The 15,035-nt window shown below is 35.6% G+C and carries 15 protein-coding genes; 6 read left to right on the forward strand and 9 right to left on the reverse strand.

Annotated elements, in window-relative coordinates; translation table 11 throughout:
• Positions 1 to 73: 73 nt before the first annotated feature.
• The 3 genes from recA to R2Q59_RS00070 all read right to left on the reverse strand — a co-directional run bounded on the left by recA (position 74) and on the right by R2Q59_RS00070 (position 3,034).
• A complete protein-coding gene (recA, locus tag R2Q59_RS00060; protein WP_316773202.1) occupies positions 74 to 1,087 on the reverse strand; it encodes a recombinase RecA in 1,014 nt (337 codons plus the stop codon).
• A gap of 109 nt (positions 1,088 to 1,196) precedes the next feature.
• On the reverse strand, positions 1,197 to 1,877 hold the full coding sequence (gene nth / locus R2Q59_RS00065) for an endonuclease III (RefSeq protein ID WP_316782488.1): 681 nt from the start codon (positions 1,875 to 1,877) through the stop codon (positions 1,197 to 1,199).
• Positions 1,878 to 2,077: 200 nt separating this feature from the next.
• A complete protein-coding gene (locus tag R2Q59_RS00070) occupies positions 2,078 to 3,034 on the reverse strand; it encodes a hypothetical protein (RefSeq protein WP_316782491.1) in 957 nt (318 codons plus the stop codon).
• Between the two features lie 206 nt (positions 3,035 to 3,240).
• Here R2Q59_RS00070 and R2Q59_RS00075 point away from each other — a divergent pair, with 206 nt between their 5' ends.
• The 3 genes from R2Q59_RS00075 to R2Q59_RS00085 all read left to right on the forward strand — a co-directional run bounded on the left by R2Q59_RS00075 (position 3,241) and on the right by R2Q59_RS00085 (position 6,464).
• Positions 3,241 to 3,822 (forward strand): hypothetical protein, encoded by a 582-nt coding sequence (locus tag R2Q59_RS00075; RefSeq protein ID WP_316782492.1) that lies wholly within the window; start codon positions 3,241 to 3,243, stop codon positions 3,820 to 3,822.
• Positions 3,823 to 3,850: 28 nt separating this feature from the next.
• Positions 3,851 to 4,957, forward strand: coding sequence for a hypothetical protein (locus R2Q59_RS00080; protein ID WP_316782494.1), 1,107 nt, complete (start codon positions 3,851 to 3,853; stop codon positions 4,955 to 4,957).
• Positions 4,958 to 5,021: 64 nt separating this feature from the next.
• The gene (locus R2Q59_RS00085; RefSeq protein ID WP_316782497.1) at positions 5,022 to 6,464 is read left to right on the forward strand and encodes a hypothetical protein; all 1,443 of its coding nucleotides are present in this window, start codon (positions 5,022 to 5,024) and stop codon (positions 6,462 to 6,464) included.
• Between the two features lie 6 nt (positions 6,465 to 6,470).
• Here R2Q59_RS00085 and R2Q59_RS00090 read toward each other — a convergent pair whose 3' ends face one another.
• The 5 genes from R2Q59_RS00090 to R2Q59_RS00110 form a co-directional block, all read right to left on the reverse strand.
• The gene (locus R2Q59_RS00090; RefSeq protein WP_316772706.1) at positions 6,471 to 7,649 is read right to left on the reverse strand and encodes an MFS transporter; all 1,179 of its coding nucleotides are present in this window, start codon (positions 7,647 to 7,649) and stop codon (positions 6,471 to 6,473) included.
• Positions 7,650 to 7,780: 131 nt separating this feature from the next.
• On the reverse strand, positions 7,781 to 8,107 hold the full coding sequence (locus R2Q59_RS00095) for a type II toxin-antitoxin system RelE/ParE family toxin (RefSeq protein ID WP_316772709.1): 327 nt from the start codon (positions 8,105 to 8,107) through the stop codon (positions 7,781 to 7,783).
• On the reverse strand, positions 8,097 to 8,303 hold the full coding sequence (locus R2Q59_RS00100) for a hypothetical protein (RefSeq protein ID WP_316772711.1): 207 nt from the start codon (positions 8,301 to 8,303) through the stop codon (positions 8,097 to 8,099). Before R2Q59_RS00100 ends, R2Q59_RS00095 begins: the two co-directional genes overlap by 11 nt.
• A gap of 108 nt (positions 8,304 to 8,411) precedes the next feature.
• Positions 8,412 to 8,603, reverse strand: a complete 192-nt coding sequence (locus R2Q59_RS00105) for a hypothetical protein (RefSeq protein ID WP_316772713.1) — start codon at positions 8,601 to 8,603, stop codon at positions 8,412 to 8,414.
• 417 nt (positions 8,604 to 9,020) lie between these two features.
• On the reverse strand, positions 9,021 to 9,608 hold the full coding sequence (locus tag R2Q59_RS00110) for an RNA polymerase sigma factor (protein ID WP_316772715.1): 588 nt from the start codon (positions 9,606 to 9,608) through the stop codon (positions 9,021 to 9,023).
• A gap of 264 nt (positions 9,609 to 9,872) precedes the next feature.
• Between R2Q59_RS00110 and uvrA the strand changes: the two genes are divergently transcribed.
• The 3 genes from uvrA to R2Q59_RS00125 all read left to right on the forward strand — a co-directional run bounded on the left by uvrA (position 9,873) and on the right by R2Q59_RS00125 (position 14,337).
• A complete protein-coding gene (gene uvrA / locus R2Q59_RS00115) occupies positions 9,873 to 12,674 on the forward strand; it encodes an excinuclease ABC subunit UvrA (protein WP_316782500.1) in 2,802 nt (933 codons plus the stop codon).
• Positions 12,675 to 12,688: 14 nt separating this feature from the next.
• Positions 12,689 to 13,354, forward strand: a complete 666-nt coding sequence (locus R2Q59_RS00120; RefSeq protein WP_316782502.1) for a LysE family transporter — start codon at positions 12,689 to 12,691, stop codon at positions 13,352 to 13,354.
• 419 nt (positions 13,355 to 13,773) lie between these two features.
• Positions 13,774 to 14,337: a LytTR family DNA-binding domain-containing protein gene (locus R2Q59_RS00125; protein ID WP_316782504.1), complete on the forward strand. Its 564-nt coding sequence runs from the start codon at positions 13,774 to 13,776 to the stop codon at positions 14,335 to 14,337.
• Between the two features lie 80 nt (positions 14,338 to 14,417).
• On the opposite strand, the gene R2Q59_RS00130 is transcribed toward R2Q59_RS00125, so the two are convergent.
• Positions 14,418 to 15,020 carry a YdeI/OmpD-associated family protein gene (locus tag R2Q59_RS00130; RefSeq protein WP_316782507.1) on the reverse strand — a complete coding sequence of 201 codons (603 nt, stop codon included), beginning with the start codon at positions 15,018 to 15,020 and terminating at the stop codon, positions 14,418 to 14,420.
• Between the last annotated feature and the right edge of the window lie 15 nt (positions 15,021 to 15,035).

Genomic DNA, 15,035 nt, shown 5'->3' on the forward strand with positions numbered 1-15,035 from the left:
TGAGAAATCTATCACCATTATATTTTAGCGATAGATTTCTCTGCAATGATCTTTTATGAAATAGATGAGTTTTCTATATCTTCTCCTCTAATTTATCGCCTGTTACTTCAGCTCTAATTTTAGCTTCTATTTCTTCAGATAATTCTGGGTTGTCTAATAATAAAGTTTTAACAGCATCTCTTCCTTGTCCAAGTTTAGTTTCTCCATAAGAGAACCAAGAACCAGCTTTTTTAATGATGTTAAAATCAACACCTAAATCGATAATTTCTCCAGTTTTAGAAATACCTTCTCCAAACATGATATCAAATTCAGCAATTCTAAAAGGCGGTGCCACTTTATTTTTAACGATTTTAACTTTAACCCTATTTCCTGAAACTTCATCAGAATCTTTAATTTGAGAAGTTCTGCGGATGTCTAAACGTACAGAAGCATAAAACTTCAATGCATTACCACCGGTGGTAGTTTCTGGATTGCCGAACATCACGCCAATTTTTTCACGTAATTGGTTGATGAAAATACAGCAGCAGCCAGTTTTTGAAATCGTACCTGTTAATTTACGTAATGCCTGACTCATTAAACGAGCTTGTAAGCCCATTCTGCTGTCACCCATTTCACCTTCAATCTCTGCTTTTGGTACTAATGCAGCAACCGAGTCGATAACAATAACATCAATTGCGCCAGAGCGAATTAAATTATCAGCGATTTCTAAAGCTTGTTCCCCATTATCTGGTTGAGAAATTAAAAGATTATCTACATCAACCCCTAATTTTTTTGCATAACCTTTATCGAATGCATGCTCTGCATCGATAAAAGCAGCAATGCCGCCTTTTTTCTGTGCTTCTGCAATAATATGTGTAGCCAACGTCGTTTTACCAGAAGATTCTGGTCCGTATATTTCTATCACACGTCCTTTTGGAACACCGCCAATACCTAAGGCGATATCTAAACTGATTGAACCAGTAGAAATTGAGTCAATGGCTTCAACAGCTGCATCGCCTAATTTCATCACGGATCCCTTACCGTATGATTTTTCTAATTTATCTAATGTTAATTGTAGTGCTTTTAATTTTTCTGCGTTTGGATTCATGTCTTTCATCTCTAAATAATAAATATATGTAGCGGCTAATAATCTAATTTTACAATGCTAATAACTTTAGCAAACATATTAATTTTAATTTGATTTATGCAAATAATATTTAAACTATTTTAATAAAATTATCAACATCGCTAATTTCTTTAGTTTTATGAAGCTTTTCAAAGTACTTACACATATAGGTAATTTCGCAAATGTTGCATTTTGGGCTTCTCGCCACGCAAACATATCTGCCATGTAGAATTAACCAATGATGAGCCATTGCAATGGTATGTTCAGGTAAATTTTTCACTAAATCTTTTTCTACAGCTAATGGTGTTTTTCCTGTGGTTAATCCAATTCTATTGGCAACTCTAAAAACGTGAGTGTCTACTGCCATAGCTGGCGCATCGTAAATTACAGATGCAATTACATTTGCAGTTTTACGACCAACCCCTGGCATTTTTTGTAATTGGTCAATGTCTGATGGTACCTGATTGTTAAATTCATTAACCAACATATTTGCCATTCCGACTAAATGTTTGGCCTTGTTATTAGGGTAACTTACACTTCTGATGTAATCGAAAACTATATCAGGTGTAACTTCTGCCAATGCATTTGCATTTGGAAAACGCTGAAAAAGACCTGGAGTTACTTGATTGATTCTTTTATCAGTGCATTGTGCAGAAAGAATAACCGCAACCAATAATTGATAGGGATTGTTATAGTGTAATTCTGTTTCGGCATTAGGTTGTTTGGCAGCAAAGTGCTTTACAAAAAGTTGATAACGTTCTTTTTTTAGCATAGACAAATATAAGGTAACTCTAACTGGAAATAATATATGTCCATTAGAATTATTTGGGCGTTTTAACACGCTGTCCGCTGTATCTTTTTGGCTGTCCTTCGACTACCTGCCTACCGCAGGCAGGCGCTCAGGATGACAGCCAAAAAGGATGCCGCTTCCATCGTTAACGCATTAGCAAATCTCAAAACCGTAGTTTGCTGTCAATTATTAATCTCCTTGATCAAGTTATCGCATTCAGCAAATGAATTATATAAAAACTTGTTTCGATGCTTTTCACCTTGCCCGCTAAAGGAAACGGATTTTTTAATTAAGCCTTGCATCCAGTGTTTCGTTTGTTCGCAGTATAGTTGGTCGTCTGTTTTCAAATAATTGAAAGTATTGAACCTGTTATAACAAGACATACTCCCTTTATAGTCTACTAAATAAGATATACTTCCCAATACATCACAGTTATACCAATTAAAGCTGTGATCTGGATCGATGGTTTTTTTGCTGCTAATGGCATACATGTTCATGTCTGTTAAACAATACCTAACCTGTTCTATAATTTGAATGGCCAAAGTTTTATCGATATAACCTGCTTCAAATGCATATCTAATTTGTTCAATTGTGCCATGAACTGTGTCTTTTGCCCATATTTCTGTGCAAGGAATTTCTAAATAGATTTGATTTAGTTCTTTTGAAAGCGATATGATTTGCTCGTCGAATGCGCTTGGGTCAAACTTGGTTTCAGAATTCATGGCGCTGTCTGACCAAAAAAACAACTTGAAACAAGTGAGTTCTGGATATTTGAAAAAGTGAAATAAAGGAATGTCGTCTGTTGTAATGGTGATGTGCTTTTTAGATCCGCCCTGAATTTGTTTTAAGTTTTTTAATAGGTCTTGCAAGTACAGCAACATGTTAGGCGTTTCTTGGTCTACACTTAAATAATCAAATGTTACAGTTGGTAGCTGGTTAGGTTTGTAAAGAAAAGGAATGCCAAAATGGTCTGAAAGCTTTATGATTTGGTAAATGTTTAACAAACTATTCCCTTTTATCTTTTTATAAGCTTCGTTTACGCTAATTGAAAGTACTTCAGCAACGCTTTGTGCAAGATTTTGGTAAGGTGGAATGGCCGATTTAATTTGTTGGAAGTAATTAATCTGAAAATTTAGCATAAATAATCTCTCTTGAAGTGAAATGTAGGGAAATTAACATCTCTTTAAGTTAATATAAGCCAAGATACAATTTTTAACGATAAGATATCCAGTTCTTTTTCATAAAATTATCTTTTAAAGTTAAGTATTTAGTGTCTGGTATTTTTTAAGGTTTATTCTTCAGTTTTTCGTGTTATACTTTTGGTTAACATTTTAAATCAGGAGTTATGAAAACGAAAATATTAACCATTAGCGTAATCGTATTACTGTTAATTGAAACTAATTCATTTTGCCAAATTCGAGATTTTACTGGATTCAATAATCTTTACCTAGGTTTTGAAGTAGGTAAATCTAAAACCTATGATAACTATGTGAATGTTGGAATTTGGGCCCAATACGACCATAATTATCTTAAAATTGCTATAAGCGATGCTCGAGATAATAGAAGTGAAGAACAAAAATTGTTGAAAGGTGAAGATGACGAAAGCCATATTACCACACCAGGCTTGGCAGACTTTGGTTTAATTTACGGTAAAACTTATACGCTATTAAAACGTCACCAATTTCAATTTGGAACTGGTGTTTCGGTCGTTGCCAGAACGGTGCCAGACGAGGAATTCAATCGAACTAAACAGCCTTATTATTTACCTCGTTTTGATGAAGAAATCGCCATTGGCTTACCAGCTGAATTGAGATATAGTTTTCAGATTAAAAAAGGGGTTGGCATAAATGCATCTTGGAGAGGAAATGCAAACGGAGTTAAAAGCTATGGAAACTTTTCTTTTGGCGCTTCACTAGGTATGTTCTAGTGCTTCAATTAATCAAATATTCAAGTTTATGAATGTAATTAGTAGAAGATATTTTTTAAAAACAGGATTTAAAATAACATCAGTCGCTGTCTTATTAAATCCTGTTAAGGAGTTGTTTGGCGCTTCGAAACAAATATTTCCTGCTTGGGAGGAACTAGTCGATTATGCTCGTTGGTGCCCCAATGTCCATAATCTGCAGCCGCACAAAATAAAAGTTGTATCCGATACCGAAGCACTACTCTATTACGACCCAGCTAGGTTGCTTCCAATTGGCGACCCCAATTGCATTTTTGTAACCGTAGTTATGGGTATTTTTATTGAATATCTTTCAATTGCTGCCAGTAACCATAATGCGAAAGTTGAAATAGCTCAGGTATTTGACCCGATAAACCTCAATGCGGACGGATATACAAAGTTCGCAAAGCTAAAACTGGTTCCCGCCAATAATAATGAAGTAATTGATAGGGAGTTAATTTTAAAGAGGAAGACTTCAAGGTCACACTATAACGGCTTGCCAGTTGACAAAACCGTATTAGAAAAGATTAAAATTCAAGCTAACGAGCTTAACCATAATTTCTTTTATTCTAATGATGAAAATTTAATAGATTTCATTGTAGGCCTTAATCAAGAAACGTTATTTGAGGATATAAATTCAAGTGCGAACCGAAAAGAGCTTGACCACTTATTCAGATATAGTAAAGAAGAGGCACAGGATAAAAAGGATGGACTTTGGTCCAGATGTATGGGCTTTCCTGGAATTCTAATGAAGTCAGTTTTTCGTCAGCCAGAAAGATGGGCAGAGGGCATTAAGAAAAAAGTACTAGCTAATTATTATAAAGCATCATTTAATGGAACTGCAACAATCGGTTGGTTTTCTGGCAATTTTTCCGATACGGCCGATTGGCTAAATGCAGGAAAAATGCTGGGGAGAAATTGGTTGCTCATCACGAAAGAAAACACCTACATCCAACCATTTGGGTCGCTAATTACAAATGTTTCTGCTTATAAAAAAATCAATGAAAAATTGAGCCTAGCTGATGATGATAAGAAAATTTGGATGGTATTTAGGATAGGTTGCAGCAAAGAGCCCACTAGAAGTTTTAGACTAAGTACTGAGGAAATAATTATTAAATAGAATGATGAGACACGTGTTCATTTTGTGCTATGTTAAGTTGCTAAATTGTAGTAGAACTTTGCTTATGCACTCAGATTTTACGATGAAGTTGTTGTATCTGTCTGGCTTCAATAAGCTCAGGCTTTTTAATGGAAAGGCCAAAGGTTACGCAGAATTTATCAATGCAAAAAAACGTGTTCCAGCATATGCTGATTTTTTAGATTCACAAGAATTTTCTTACCCATCATTTAACGGGCTCGTTCCAAATCTTTCTGAAATACCGCTCATGGATAAGGTCAATTATATTAAAAAATATAAATTGGAAGAACGATGCCTGAATGGTAAAATTCCTAATAAAAATGTAGTTATTGATGAATCTTCCGGTAGCAGTGGTACAGCAACTAATTGGGCAAGAGGGAGATATGAGCGTCAAGTTAATGCCAAAATGATTGCGTTTGGGATGCGCAGTTTATTTGGAGATTCCCCTGTATTTATCATTAATGCTTTTGCATTAGGCGCTTGGGCCACGGGTGTTAACATAACGATGAGCTGTGTGAAGTTTGCCAAAATAAAATCGACGGGGCCAGATAAAATTAAGATAGCGCATACCATTAACGACTTCGGGAAAAATCACCAATATATTATAATGGGTTATCCACCTTTTTTAAAATCATTAGTGGATGAGGTAAATATAGATTGGCGGGAATTAGATGTTTCCTTTATATTGGGCGGAGAGTCTATGGCAGAGGAAATGAGAGATTATTTGATAAAAAAAGGCATCAAGAAGATTTACAGTTCACTTGGCGCATCAGACTTGGAGTTAAATTTAGCCGCAGAAAATGATTTCACAATTTCATTGAGAAGGTTATTGCGTTCAAACGAGTTATTGCGAAAAAGGATTTTAAATTACGATGGAGCAATGCCTATGGTCTTTCAATATAACCCAGCGGATTTTTTAATTGATGTGCGAGAGAATGGAGAGCTTGTTTTTACAATTTGTAGGTCAGGGTACATTTCGCCTAAAATTAACTACAATATATATGACAAGGGGCATGTTTTGCAGTATCAAGAACTATTAGCTATTTGCAAAGAACTGAATATTGACGAAGGTCAATTGATAAAATCAAAAACCGATTTGCCTATTCTTTTTCATTATGGTAGGGCAGATATGACTGTTTCTTTTTATGGGGCTAATATCAGTCCTGTTGATATTCAAGAAGTTATTTATAGTTTGCCAAAACTGGTAGAAACTGTTCATTCTTTTCATATACAAACGCTAGAAGATGAGCAAGGTGACAAAGGTTTAGTGATAGCTCTGGAAACTAATGAGCGAAAGGGAGCTTTGGATGCTAATGTTCCGGAACTGCAGCAGGCATTCTTTAATAACCTTGCCAACATCAATCAAGATTTTAGGGAAGCTAGAAAAATGCTGTCTTCTGTTAACCAAATCCAAATTGTTTTTTATGCTTTTGCGGAAGGGCCATTTAGCGATGCCGATATTAGGATTAAAGCAAAATATGTAGACTAGCTATTATTAAACGCTTAATTCCGCCTTTAATTTAACCTTAGCAGGATGATGACTTCTAATCAGCCAAAATGCAAACATAGCGCCAATCATTGCCATTAATGCGCCAACTAGTGCTGGCCAAGTATAATCGAAACCATAAACTAAAGGTAGTCCACCGAAGAAGGCACCTAAGGCATTACCAATATTAAAACTAGCCTGACTAGCAGATGCCGCCAACATTTCTGAGCCTTTTGCAGAAGTAATCATTAACATTTGAATAGGTGCGGCAAGGGCGAAGGAAACAGCGCCTGTTATAAATGTCATTATTAATGCAAGTACAGGATTGAATGAAGTATAGTGAACAATTATGAGTGTAATCACCATCGTTAACAATAAAGCAACTGATGCCTTGGCTGGAGAAAATTTATCAGCTAAATAACCACCAATGAAATTGCCACAAAGCATGCCCAGTCCAGCTAACATAATTATATAAGTAACGCTGTTTGCAGAAAAACCAGCAACATCTGTCATCAGTGGAGCAATGTAGCTATACCATGTAAACAGACCGCCTGTACCAATAGAAATCATAATGATGATTAACCAAGCTTCTTGTTTTTTAAAGAAACCAAGTTCTGCTTTTAGATCTCTGTTTTTATTTGCTGGCAAAGCTGGGAGCCATTGTTTAAGACTGATTAGGGTTATGATTCCAACTATGGCTACAACTGCAAATGAAAAGCGCCAAGAAAAATTATGACCGATAAAAGTACCAAGTGGAACGCCCAAAACATTCGCAATAGTTAAACCAGCAAACATCATAGAGACTGCTTGAGCTGCCTTGCCCTTTTCTGCAATACGGCTAGCCACAACAGAACCCACGCCGAAAAAAGCACCGTGTGGTAAGCCAGATAATAATCTTGAAATAAATAATAAGCTAAAGTTTGGAGCAAATGCCGATAAAGCATTAAAAGCTGTGAACATAATCATCAGCGCAATTAATATTTTTTTAGGTGGAAATTTACCAGCTGCCATTACCAATAGAGGAGCTCCAATGACTACGCCAAGCGCATAAGCAGAAATTAAGTAACCAGCTTGAGGAATGGTTACGTTTAAATCCTTTGCAATGTCTGGTAGCAGACCCATCATTACAAATTCTGTAATACCAATGCCTAAACCGCCTAATGTTAATGGAAGCAAACTCTTTTTCATGTCACTTAGTGTTAAAATTACACTAAGCAAAGGTAGGAGATTTAAAGAAAGAGAAAGTCAGAATGTGGTAATAAAAAAATCCCGCTAGCCAAGGGTTAACGGGATTTTGGTTTTGTAATTTTTAAGTTGATTTATTCAATATCTTTTAGCCAATTATCAAGGTCTTTATCACTAATGTCAGATTGCTCAGATTTATCATAAATAGATAAAAGATAGACTTTTGTTTCAATTATTTGAATATGAGTAATTAATCTTGCACCACCGCTTTTTCCCTTTTGTTTGGAAGCGATGGCAAGTCTGATTTTGAAACAATTATTGCCAATGTTATTTCCTTGTTCAGGATTTTCTTTTAAGGAATTAATGAGGTCAGCATATTCTTTTTTTAAAGAGGGAAACTTTTTAGCTAATCTTTTTAATTGTTTAGCAAAATAAGCGGTAGCCTCAATACTATAACTCATTTAACAATTGCTCTGCAGTTTGCAATTTAATTTTTCCTTGTTTAGCTAATGTAACTTCTTGAACAGATGCTTTTAATTCCTTAAGAAACTTAGCTTTCTTAGCGCTAATTGGCTCAGCTTTAACAAATGATAGGCTATTTAGCAACTCCATCACAAAATCGACTTTGTTGTCTTTAATGTCCAATATTACTTTCATGTTGTTTGAAAATTATTTCTTCATATCAAAAATAAGCAAAAACAATGGATGCTCAAATAATAAAAATCCCGCTAGCCAAGGGTTAACGGGATTTTTGGTTTTGTAATCTTACTTCTTTTTTGAGTAAGCTAAAATCTTTTCGATGGTTTCATCCGAGGGATTTTTTACTAGCTCATCTAGCTGAGGTTTAATGCTGTTGTAAAACATTTGGTCCTGCTGTTCGGCCACATCAGTAGTTTTTTCTACTTTTAGTGGGTTGGGGAAGTTTACAATGTTAGTTGGAGTAGAGGTTTTTGTCATACGCAATCAAAATATTTAGTTTTTTTAAAAATAAACGTAATAACATATATTTTATTTCATTAACTAAATAATTATTTCACTTTTTTAAGATTAATTTTCAAAAACCTTAATGAGTCCATCTAAACAACGTTTTTATGGCAAATTATTTATGCGATTTGCAAAGGTTACGCAAATAGTAGCAGCGGCCGATGTTCTTTAAACCCGACAGCAGTGGAAATACTTTTGCAAGCTGGGCCCTTCGACTTCGCTACCGATGTAAAATCGGCACAAGTCAGGGTGCCAGCAAAAAGATTGAATCGAATGGCGGGGTTGCTTTAGCCAAACGGTACTTACAATCGTTTTCAGCTCTTCGACTACGCTCAGAGTGACAGAGGAGTTAAATTACTCCCTCTCCACTTGGAGAGGGTTGGGGTGAGGCTAAGAATTCTTCGTCGTTACTTCTTTAACCTTCATCATTTTACGCAAATTGCTTAATGCATAACGCATCCGGCCTAAAGCTGTATTAATGCTCACGTCTGTTAAATCTGCAATCTCCTTAAAGCTTAAATCTGCATAATGGCGCATGATTAAAACTTCTTTTTGCTCATCTGGCAAGAGATGTATCATTGCTCTTAAGTCTATGTGGGTTTGTTCACGCAACATTCTTTCTTCTGCACTTTCTTCTAAAATTTGCAAAAGGTTAAGTACGTCGGTGCCATCTGCGCTGGTAATAACTGGGGTACGTTTTTCCTTACGGAAATAATCGATAACCAAATTGTGCGCAATACGCATTACCCAAGGTAAAAATTTACCTTCTTCGTTGTAGCGACCACTGCGGAGCGTATTAATAACTTTGATGAAGGCATCTTGAAAAATGTCTTCGGCTAGGTATTGGTCTTTAACCAATAAATAAATTGAGGTGTATATTTTGGATTTATGTCTTCTTAGTAATTCTTCTAATACAGATTCTTCTCCGCTCAGATATAACTTCACTAAATCCTGATCACTATTCTGCTGTAATTTCATAGGAGTGCGTATAAAAACTATTCTCTTTTTTTATTAAATAATAAATAAGTAGCTGTTTTAATCGATAGCTTTTCTCCTTGTTTTTAAGATGTTGGTTTCTAACTTGTGTGAGTTATGAATACAAAAGACGTATTTTTTTTTAATAATACAACAATAAATATGTTAAATTTTGTAAAATTTTGCAAAACGCATCTTATATGAGGCTTGGTTAAAACCAATTTCGTAATTTTGGGTTATCAAAAAAGCATAGCTAAGAGGCGGTAAATGAGTAAAGAAATAGAGAAAGATCCACACAAGCATATCATTATAAAAGGAGCAAGGGTACACAATCTTAAAAACATTGATGTAGCCATTCCAAAGAACAAATTGGTCGTAATTACTGGGATGTCTGGCTCTGGTAAGTCGTCTTTAGCATTTGATACTTTATATGCTGAAGGTCAGCGTCGTTACGTAGAAAGTCTGTCTTCTTATGCCCGTCAGTTCATGGGCAGAATGAACAAGCCTGATGTAGATTATATTAAAGGTATTGCACCAGCTATCGCGATTGAGCAAAAAGTAATTACCTCAAATCCGCGTTCTACAGTAGGTACTAGTACCGAGATTTACGATTACCTAAAATTGCTTTTCTCTAGAATTGGAGTTACCTATTCGCCCATTTCTGGTGCAGTAGTTAAAAAAGATACCGTTACCACAGTGGTGGATTTTATAATGGCGCTAGGGAAGGATGCGGTGGTTACTATTTTCTGTCCATTACATCCTCATAACAACCGTTCTGTAAAAGAAGAACTAGCTGTATTATTGCAAAAGGGATTTTTAAGGGTTTATTTTAAAAATAAAATAGCCAAGATTGAAGATTTATTAGAAGATGAATCTATAAAGGATATTGAGTTAACGGATACGGAAACCATTAGAATTTTAATTGACCGTATTGTTGTTAATGAGGAAGAAGAAACTTTAAGTCGCATTGCAGATTCTGTGCAAACTGCATTTTTTGAAGGCAAAGGAGATTGTTTTGTAGAACACGAAGGCAAACAAACATTTTTCTGCGACCGTTTTGAATTAGATGGCGTAAAATTCGAGGAACCTACCCCAAACTTTTTCAGTTTTAATAATCCTTATGGCGCTTGTAAGCGTTGTGAAGGCTATGGAAATGTAATTGGCATTGATGAGGATTTGGTTATTCCTGATAAGAGCAAAAGTTTATATGATAATGCTATTGCGCCTTGGCGTGGTGAAAAAATGGGCGAATGGTTAAAGAGGTTTATCAAAAATGCGGATAAATTCGATTTTCCAATTCATCGTTCGTATAGCGAATTAACAGAAAAACAACAACGTTTAATTTGGACCGGTAATAAATACTTCGCTGGCTTAGATGATTTCTTTAAGGAGTTAGAAGAGCAAACTTATAAAATTCAGTATCGTGTCATGCTTTCTCGTTACCGCGGAAAAACGGTTTGTCCAGATTGTAAGGGAACACGTTTACGTAAAGACGCTTCTTATGTAAAAATTAATGGAAAATCTATTTTAGACATGGTTTTAATGCCATTGTCTACTATTCTTCCATTTTTTGAAAAATTAGAGTTATCAGAAACTGAAGTTAAAATCTCTAAACGTTTATTGGCAGAAGTAACTAGCCGCGTTTTGTATTTAAATAACGTTGGTTTAGGTTACTTGACTTTAAATCGTTTATCAAATACTTTGTCTGGAGGTGAAAGTCAACGTATTAATTTGGCAACATCCTTAGGAAGTAGTTTAGTTGGTTCGGTATATGTTTTAGATGAACCGAGTATTGGTTTGCACCCAAGAGATACGCATAAACTGATTGAAGTTTTAACATCGCTTAGAAATGTGGGTAATACTGTTTTGGTGGTGGAACACGAAGAAGAGATGATGAGAGCTGCCGACCATATTATTGATATTGGTCCTGAAGCTGGTATACACGGCGGAAATTTAGTTTTCAGTGGTACTTATGAAGAAATTATTAAAGACGATCAATCATTAACGGGTAGATATTTAGCTGGCAAGGAAAAAATAGCTATTCCAGAGAAACGTAGAAACTGGAAAGATCATATTTTAATTAAGGGGGCGAGAGAGAACAACTTAAAAAACATAGATGTTAAATTCCCATTGGGCATTTTTACTTGTGTAAGTGGTGTTTCAGGTTCTGGAAAAACAAGTTTGGTTAAAAAAATCTTATATCCTGCCTTGCAGAAAGCCATTGGAAATTACGCAGGTGAACAAACAGGAAGTTATGATGGGATTTATGGCAATATAGATTTAGTTAGCCAAGTAGAAATGGTCGACCAAAATCCGATTGGTCGTTCTTCTCGTTCAAACCCTGTTACTTATGTAAAAGCTTGGGATGACATTAGAGCCTTGTTTTCGGCGCTGCCAGCAGCAAAAGCAGCTGGATTAAAACCTGCAGCATTTTCATTCAACGTAGAAGGAGGCAGGTGTGATACTTGCCAAGGTGAAGGTGAAGTGAAAATTGAAATGCAGTTCATGGCTGATATTTATTTGCCTTGCGAAACATGTGCAGGAAGAAGATTTAAACAACAAGTTTTAGATGTTACTTACCAGGATAAAAACGTTGCCGATATTTTAGATTTAACGATTGAAGAAGCCGTTGAATTTTTTGCCAAAGAACCTAAAATATTGCAGAAGTTAAATCCACTTTTAGATGTTGGTTTAGGCTATGTTCATTTAGGTCAGTCATCTAATACTTTATCGGGAGGTGAGGCGCAACGTATCAAGTTAGCATCTTTCCTGATCAAGGGAAACAATGCGCATAAAACCATGTTCATTTTTGATGAGCCTACTACAGGATTACACTTCCACGATATTAAAAAGCTCTTAAAAGCATTAAATACGTTGATAGAACAAGGCAATACCATTTTGGTTATTGAGCATAACATGGATATGATTAAATGTGCAGATTGGGTAATTGATATAGGTCCAGAGGGAGGAGACAAAGGTGGCCATGTTGTTTTTGAAGGCAAACCCGAAGACTTGTTAAAAGCAAAAGACTCTTATACCGGTCAATTTTTAAAAGCACATTTGAAATAGTATCTTAGCAAACTATGCTCTTTTTAACCTTAATTATAGGCATCCTTTTAAATGCCATGGGTTATATTCCGCCAGGCAATATAAACCTTACTGTGGCACAGCTTACCATTAATAAAGGCATGCGCCAAGCATTGTACTTTATACTTTCATTTTCTATTGTAGAGGTTTTTTTCACTTTTGGGATGATGCGTTTTGCTCGTTGGGTATCCAGTGATGTAAACCTGAACGAAAATGTAAGCGAAGTAAGGCTGGGCACTTATGTAGATTTGTTCATGATCATGCTCTTTATTGTGATGGGTACTATCACTTGGGTAAATCGTAAAAAAGTTCCAAAAACAAAAGCTGAAGATAATAGAAGTAAAAAAGGGAGTGTATTTTACGGAATGTTGTTAGGTGTTTTAAACCCTGTACAAATTCCTTTCTGGTTATTCTTTGGTAACTATGTTATTCTTCATGAGTGGATTAAAACCGATTACTTATCGCTCGTAATTTTCAGTCTTGGTTCTGGATTAGGTTCTGCACTAGCTTTATATGGTTATGCACACTTTGCAAAATATATACAAGAAAAATTCGCGTTAAGCAGCCACTTGATTAATCGGTCAATCGCTATATTCTTATATGTTTTAGCACTGTACTTGGTTATTAAACAAATAGGTATTTATTTGCACTGGTGGGGGTAATGGGTTTAAGCTAATGCTTATTTGTGAAGTTAGTGAGATTGAAAAATCTCTTTGGTTTGAAAATGTTAGTCACTAGCTGTTTTGTTAATGCAGCCCCGCCATTCCTGCCCGTCCGGCAGGCGGGCACTACAATCTTTTTGCGCTGTCACCCTGACTTGTGCCGATTTTACATCGGTAGCGAAGTCGAAAGGCCAGCTTGACAAAAAGTATTTCCGTTGTTGTCGGGTTTAGAAATCAAGTTTGGTGGTAAATGGGTAAGTTTTAATATATAGCGTATAAATTAAGTCTCGTTACATTTTTACTGATCAAAATACTCATCCACTTACTGTAAATACTCATTTTGCTTTTTTAATGTCTTTAGTTCGGTATAGTTTTGGTCAAACCATTTTCAATGTCGAACTTGGTAAATTAAATCTATTATGCTTTTAGAATTATTAAGTATGAACTGGGGTGGATTTTTAATTAATATTGTCATTCCACTATTCTTTTTCGGGGTACCTTTAACAATAGTCATACTTGTGGTTCGTCGCCTTCTTAAAAAAGATAATTCAAATTATAATTTCCCAATAAATCATTATACGGTTAATGTAAATGGTCCTAATGAGCCTGGCAAGACACAGAACGCTACGCTGGCAACAGACGTAGTGTTTAAAGAAAAAGGGAGTTCCAAAATAGCTTTACCTCAACAGAGTGAGATAAGATATGTGGAAATTGCTGAAATCATAAGGTGTGAAGCTGATGATAACTACACGAAGTTTGTTTTAGCAGGAGAAAACATTTTGGTTTCAAGATCTTTAAAAGAATATGCCGACCAGTTAAAGCCAAAAGGATTTCTACGAACGCATCAAAGCCATTTGGTAAACCCAGTTTATGTGAAAAGCTGGCTTAAAGAAGATGGAGGAATGTTGCAGTTAAATAATAATGATAAGATCCCTGTGTCAAAGCCAAATAGGGAGATAGTTAAAGAAGCTTTAGGAAAATAATAAAATTTGTCATTCCGTTCCGAGGGAGCTATGAGTTAGGTTTTCTAAGATAGATTCTTCGCTGCGCTCTGAATGACAACTCATCTCTGATACTTCCAATTCAACGATTTCCCTTCGGTCAACCATTCAATGGTAGTCACCATTCTTTTTAACTTGGTTGCTTCCGTTTTAGCTGTGGTAATCCACTCAAGGTATTCTCTTTTATGAGAAGGACTAAAGTTCTCAAAAGTTTGTTTCGCTCTTGGATTTTGATTCAATGCTTCAGTGAAATCTGTAGGTATAGGTATCTCTGCTTTTGGTGTAGTAACTTTTTTGAGTTTTACACCAGATTCATCAATCCTTAATGCTTCTAAAATGTATTCAGTTAAAATTTTATCAGAAGGTAAATCTTCTAATTTTTCAATTCTTCCAATACTACCCATGGCTGTGTCTTTTTCATTAAATATTTGATAAGGGTCTTTCATTAACGAAGCTTTCCAGAAGCCTAAAGTGCAATGCGCTTTAAATGATGCCATGTGACAAATTGCAGCTTTGTATTCAAAATGAGGAAAGCCCCATTTTATAGTTTCATTAATCAATGGCGACACTTGATGCACCAAATTTCTAATGTGGTTTAGAATGGGTTGAGCAAAGGGCTCTGCTTTGTTAATGTAATTGTCTACCCGTTCATCATATTGTGCCATAACCAATTGTTTGAA

This window comes from Pedobacter frigiditerrae (assembly GCF_032678705.1).
GTDB lineage: Bacteria > Bacteroidota > Bacteroidia > Sphingobacteriales > Sphingobacteriaceae > Pedobacter > Pedobacter frigiditerrae_A.

Bases quoted from the DNA above. Each gene is read 5' to 3' on its own strand.
- uvrA (WP_316782500.1), top strand. From the start codon at position 9,873: ATGAGTAAAGAAATAGAGAAAGATCCACACAAGCATATCATTATAAAA.
- R2Q59_RS00125 (WP_316782504.1), top strand. From the start codon at position 13,774: ATGCTTTTAGAATTATTAAGTATGAACTGGGGTGGATTTTTAATTAAT.
- R2Q59_RS00105 (WP_316772713.1), bottom strand. From the start codon at position 8,603: ATGACAAAAACCTCTACTCCAACTAACATTGTAAACTTCCCCAACCCA.
- nth (WP_316782488.1), bottom strand. From the start codon at position 1,877: ATGCTAAAAAAAGAACGTTATCAACTTTTTGTAAAGCACTTTGCTGCC.
- R2Q59_RS00130 (WP_316782507.1), bottom strand. From the start codon at position 15,020: ATGGCACAATATGATGAACGGGTAGACAATTACATTAACAAAGCAGAG.
- R2Q59_RS00080 (WP_316782494.1), top strand. From the start codon at position 3,851: ATGAATGTAATTAGTAGAAGATATTTTTTAAAAACAGGATTTAAAATA.
- R2Q59_RS00100 (WP_316772711.1), bottom strand. From the start codon at position 8,303: ATGAAAGTAATATTGGACATTAAAGACAACAAAGTCGATTTTGTGATG.
- R2Q59_RS00075 (WP_316782492.1), top strand. From the start codon at position 3,241: ATGAAAACGAAAATATTAACCATTAGCGTAATCGTATTACTGTTAATT.
- R2Q59_RS00090 (WP_316772706.1), bottom strand. From the start codon at position 7,649: ATGAAAAAGAGTTTGCTTCCATTAACATTAGGCGGTTTAGGCATTGGT.
- R2Q59_RS00110 (WP_316772715.1), bottom strand. From the start codon at position 9,608: ATGAAATTACAGCAGAATAGTGATCAGGATTTAGTGAAGTTATATCTG.
- recA (WP_316773202.1), bottom strand. From the start codon at position 1,087: ATGAATCCAAACGCAGAAAAATTAAAAGCACTACAATTAACATTAGAT.
- R2Q59_RS00070 (WP_316782491.1), bottom strand. From the start codon at position 3,034: ATGCTAAATTTTCAGATTAATTACTTCCAACAAATTAAATCGGCCATT.
- R2Q59_RS00120 (WP_316782502.1), top strand. From the start codon at position 12,689: ATGCTCTTTTTAACCTTAATTATAGGCATCCTTTTAAATGCCATGGGT.
- R2Q59_RS00085 (WP_316782497.1), top strand. From the start codon at position 5,022: ATGCACTCAGATTTTACGATGAAGTTGTTGTATCTGTCTGGCTTCAAT.
- R2Q59_RS00095 (WP_316772709.1), bottom strand. From the start codon at position 8,107: ATGAGTTATAGTATTGAGGCTACCGCTTATTTTGCTAAACAATTAAAA.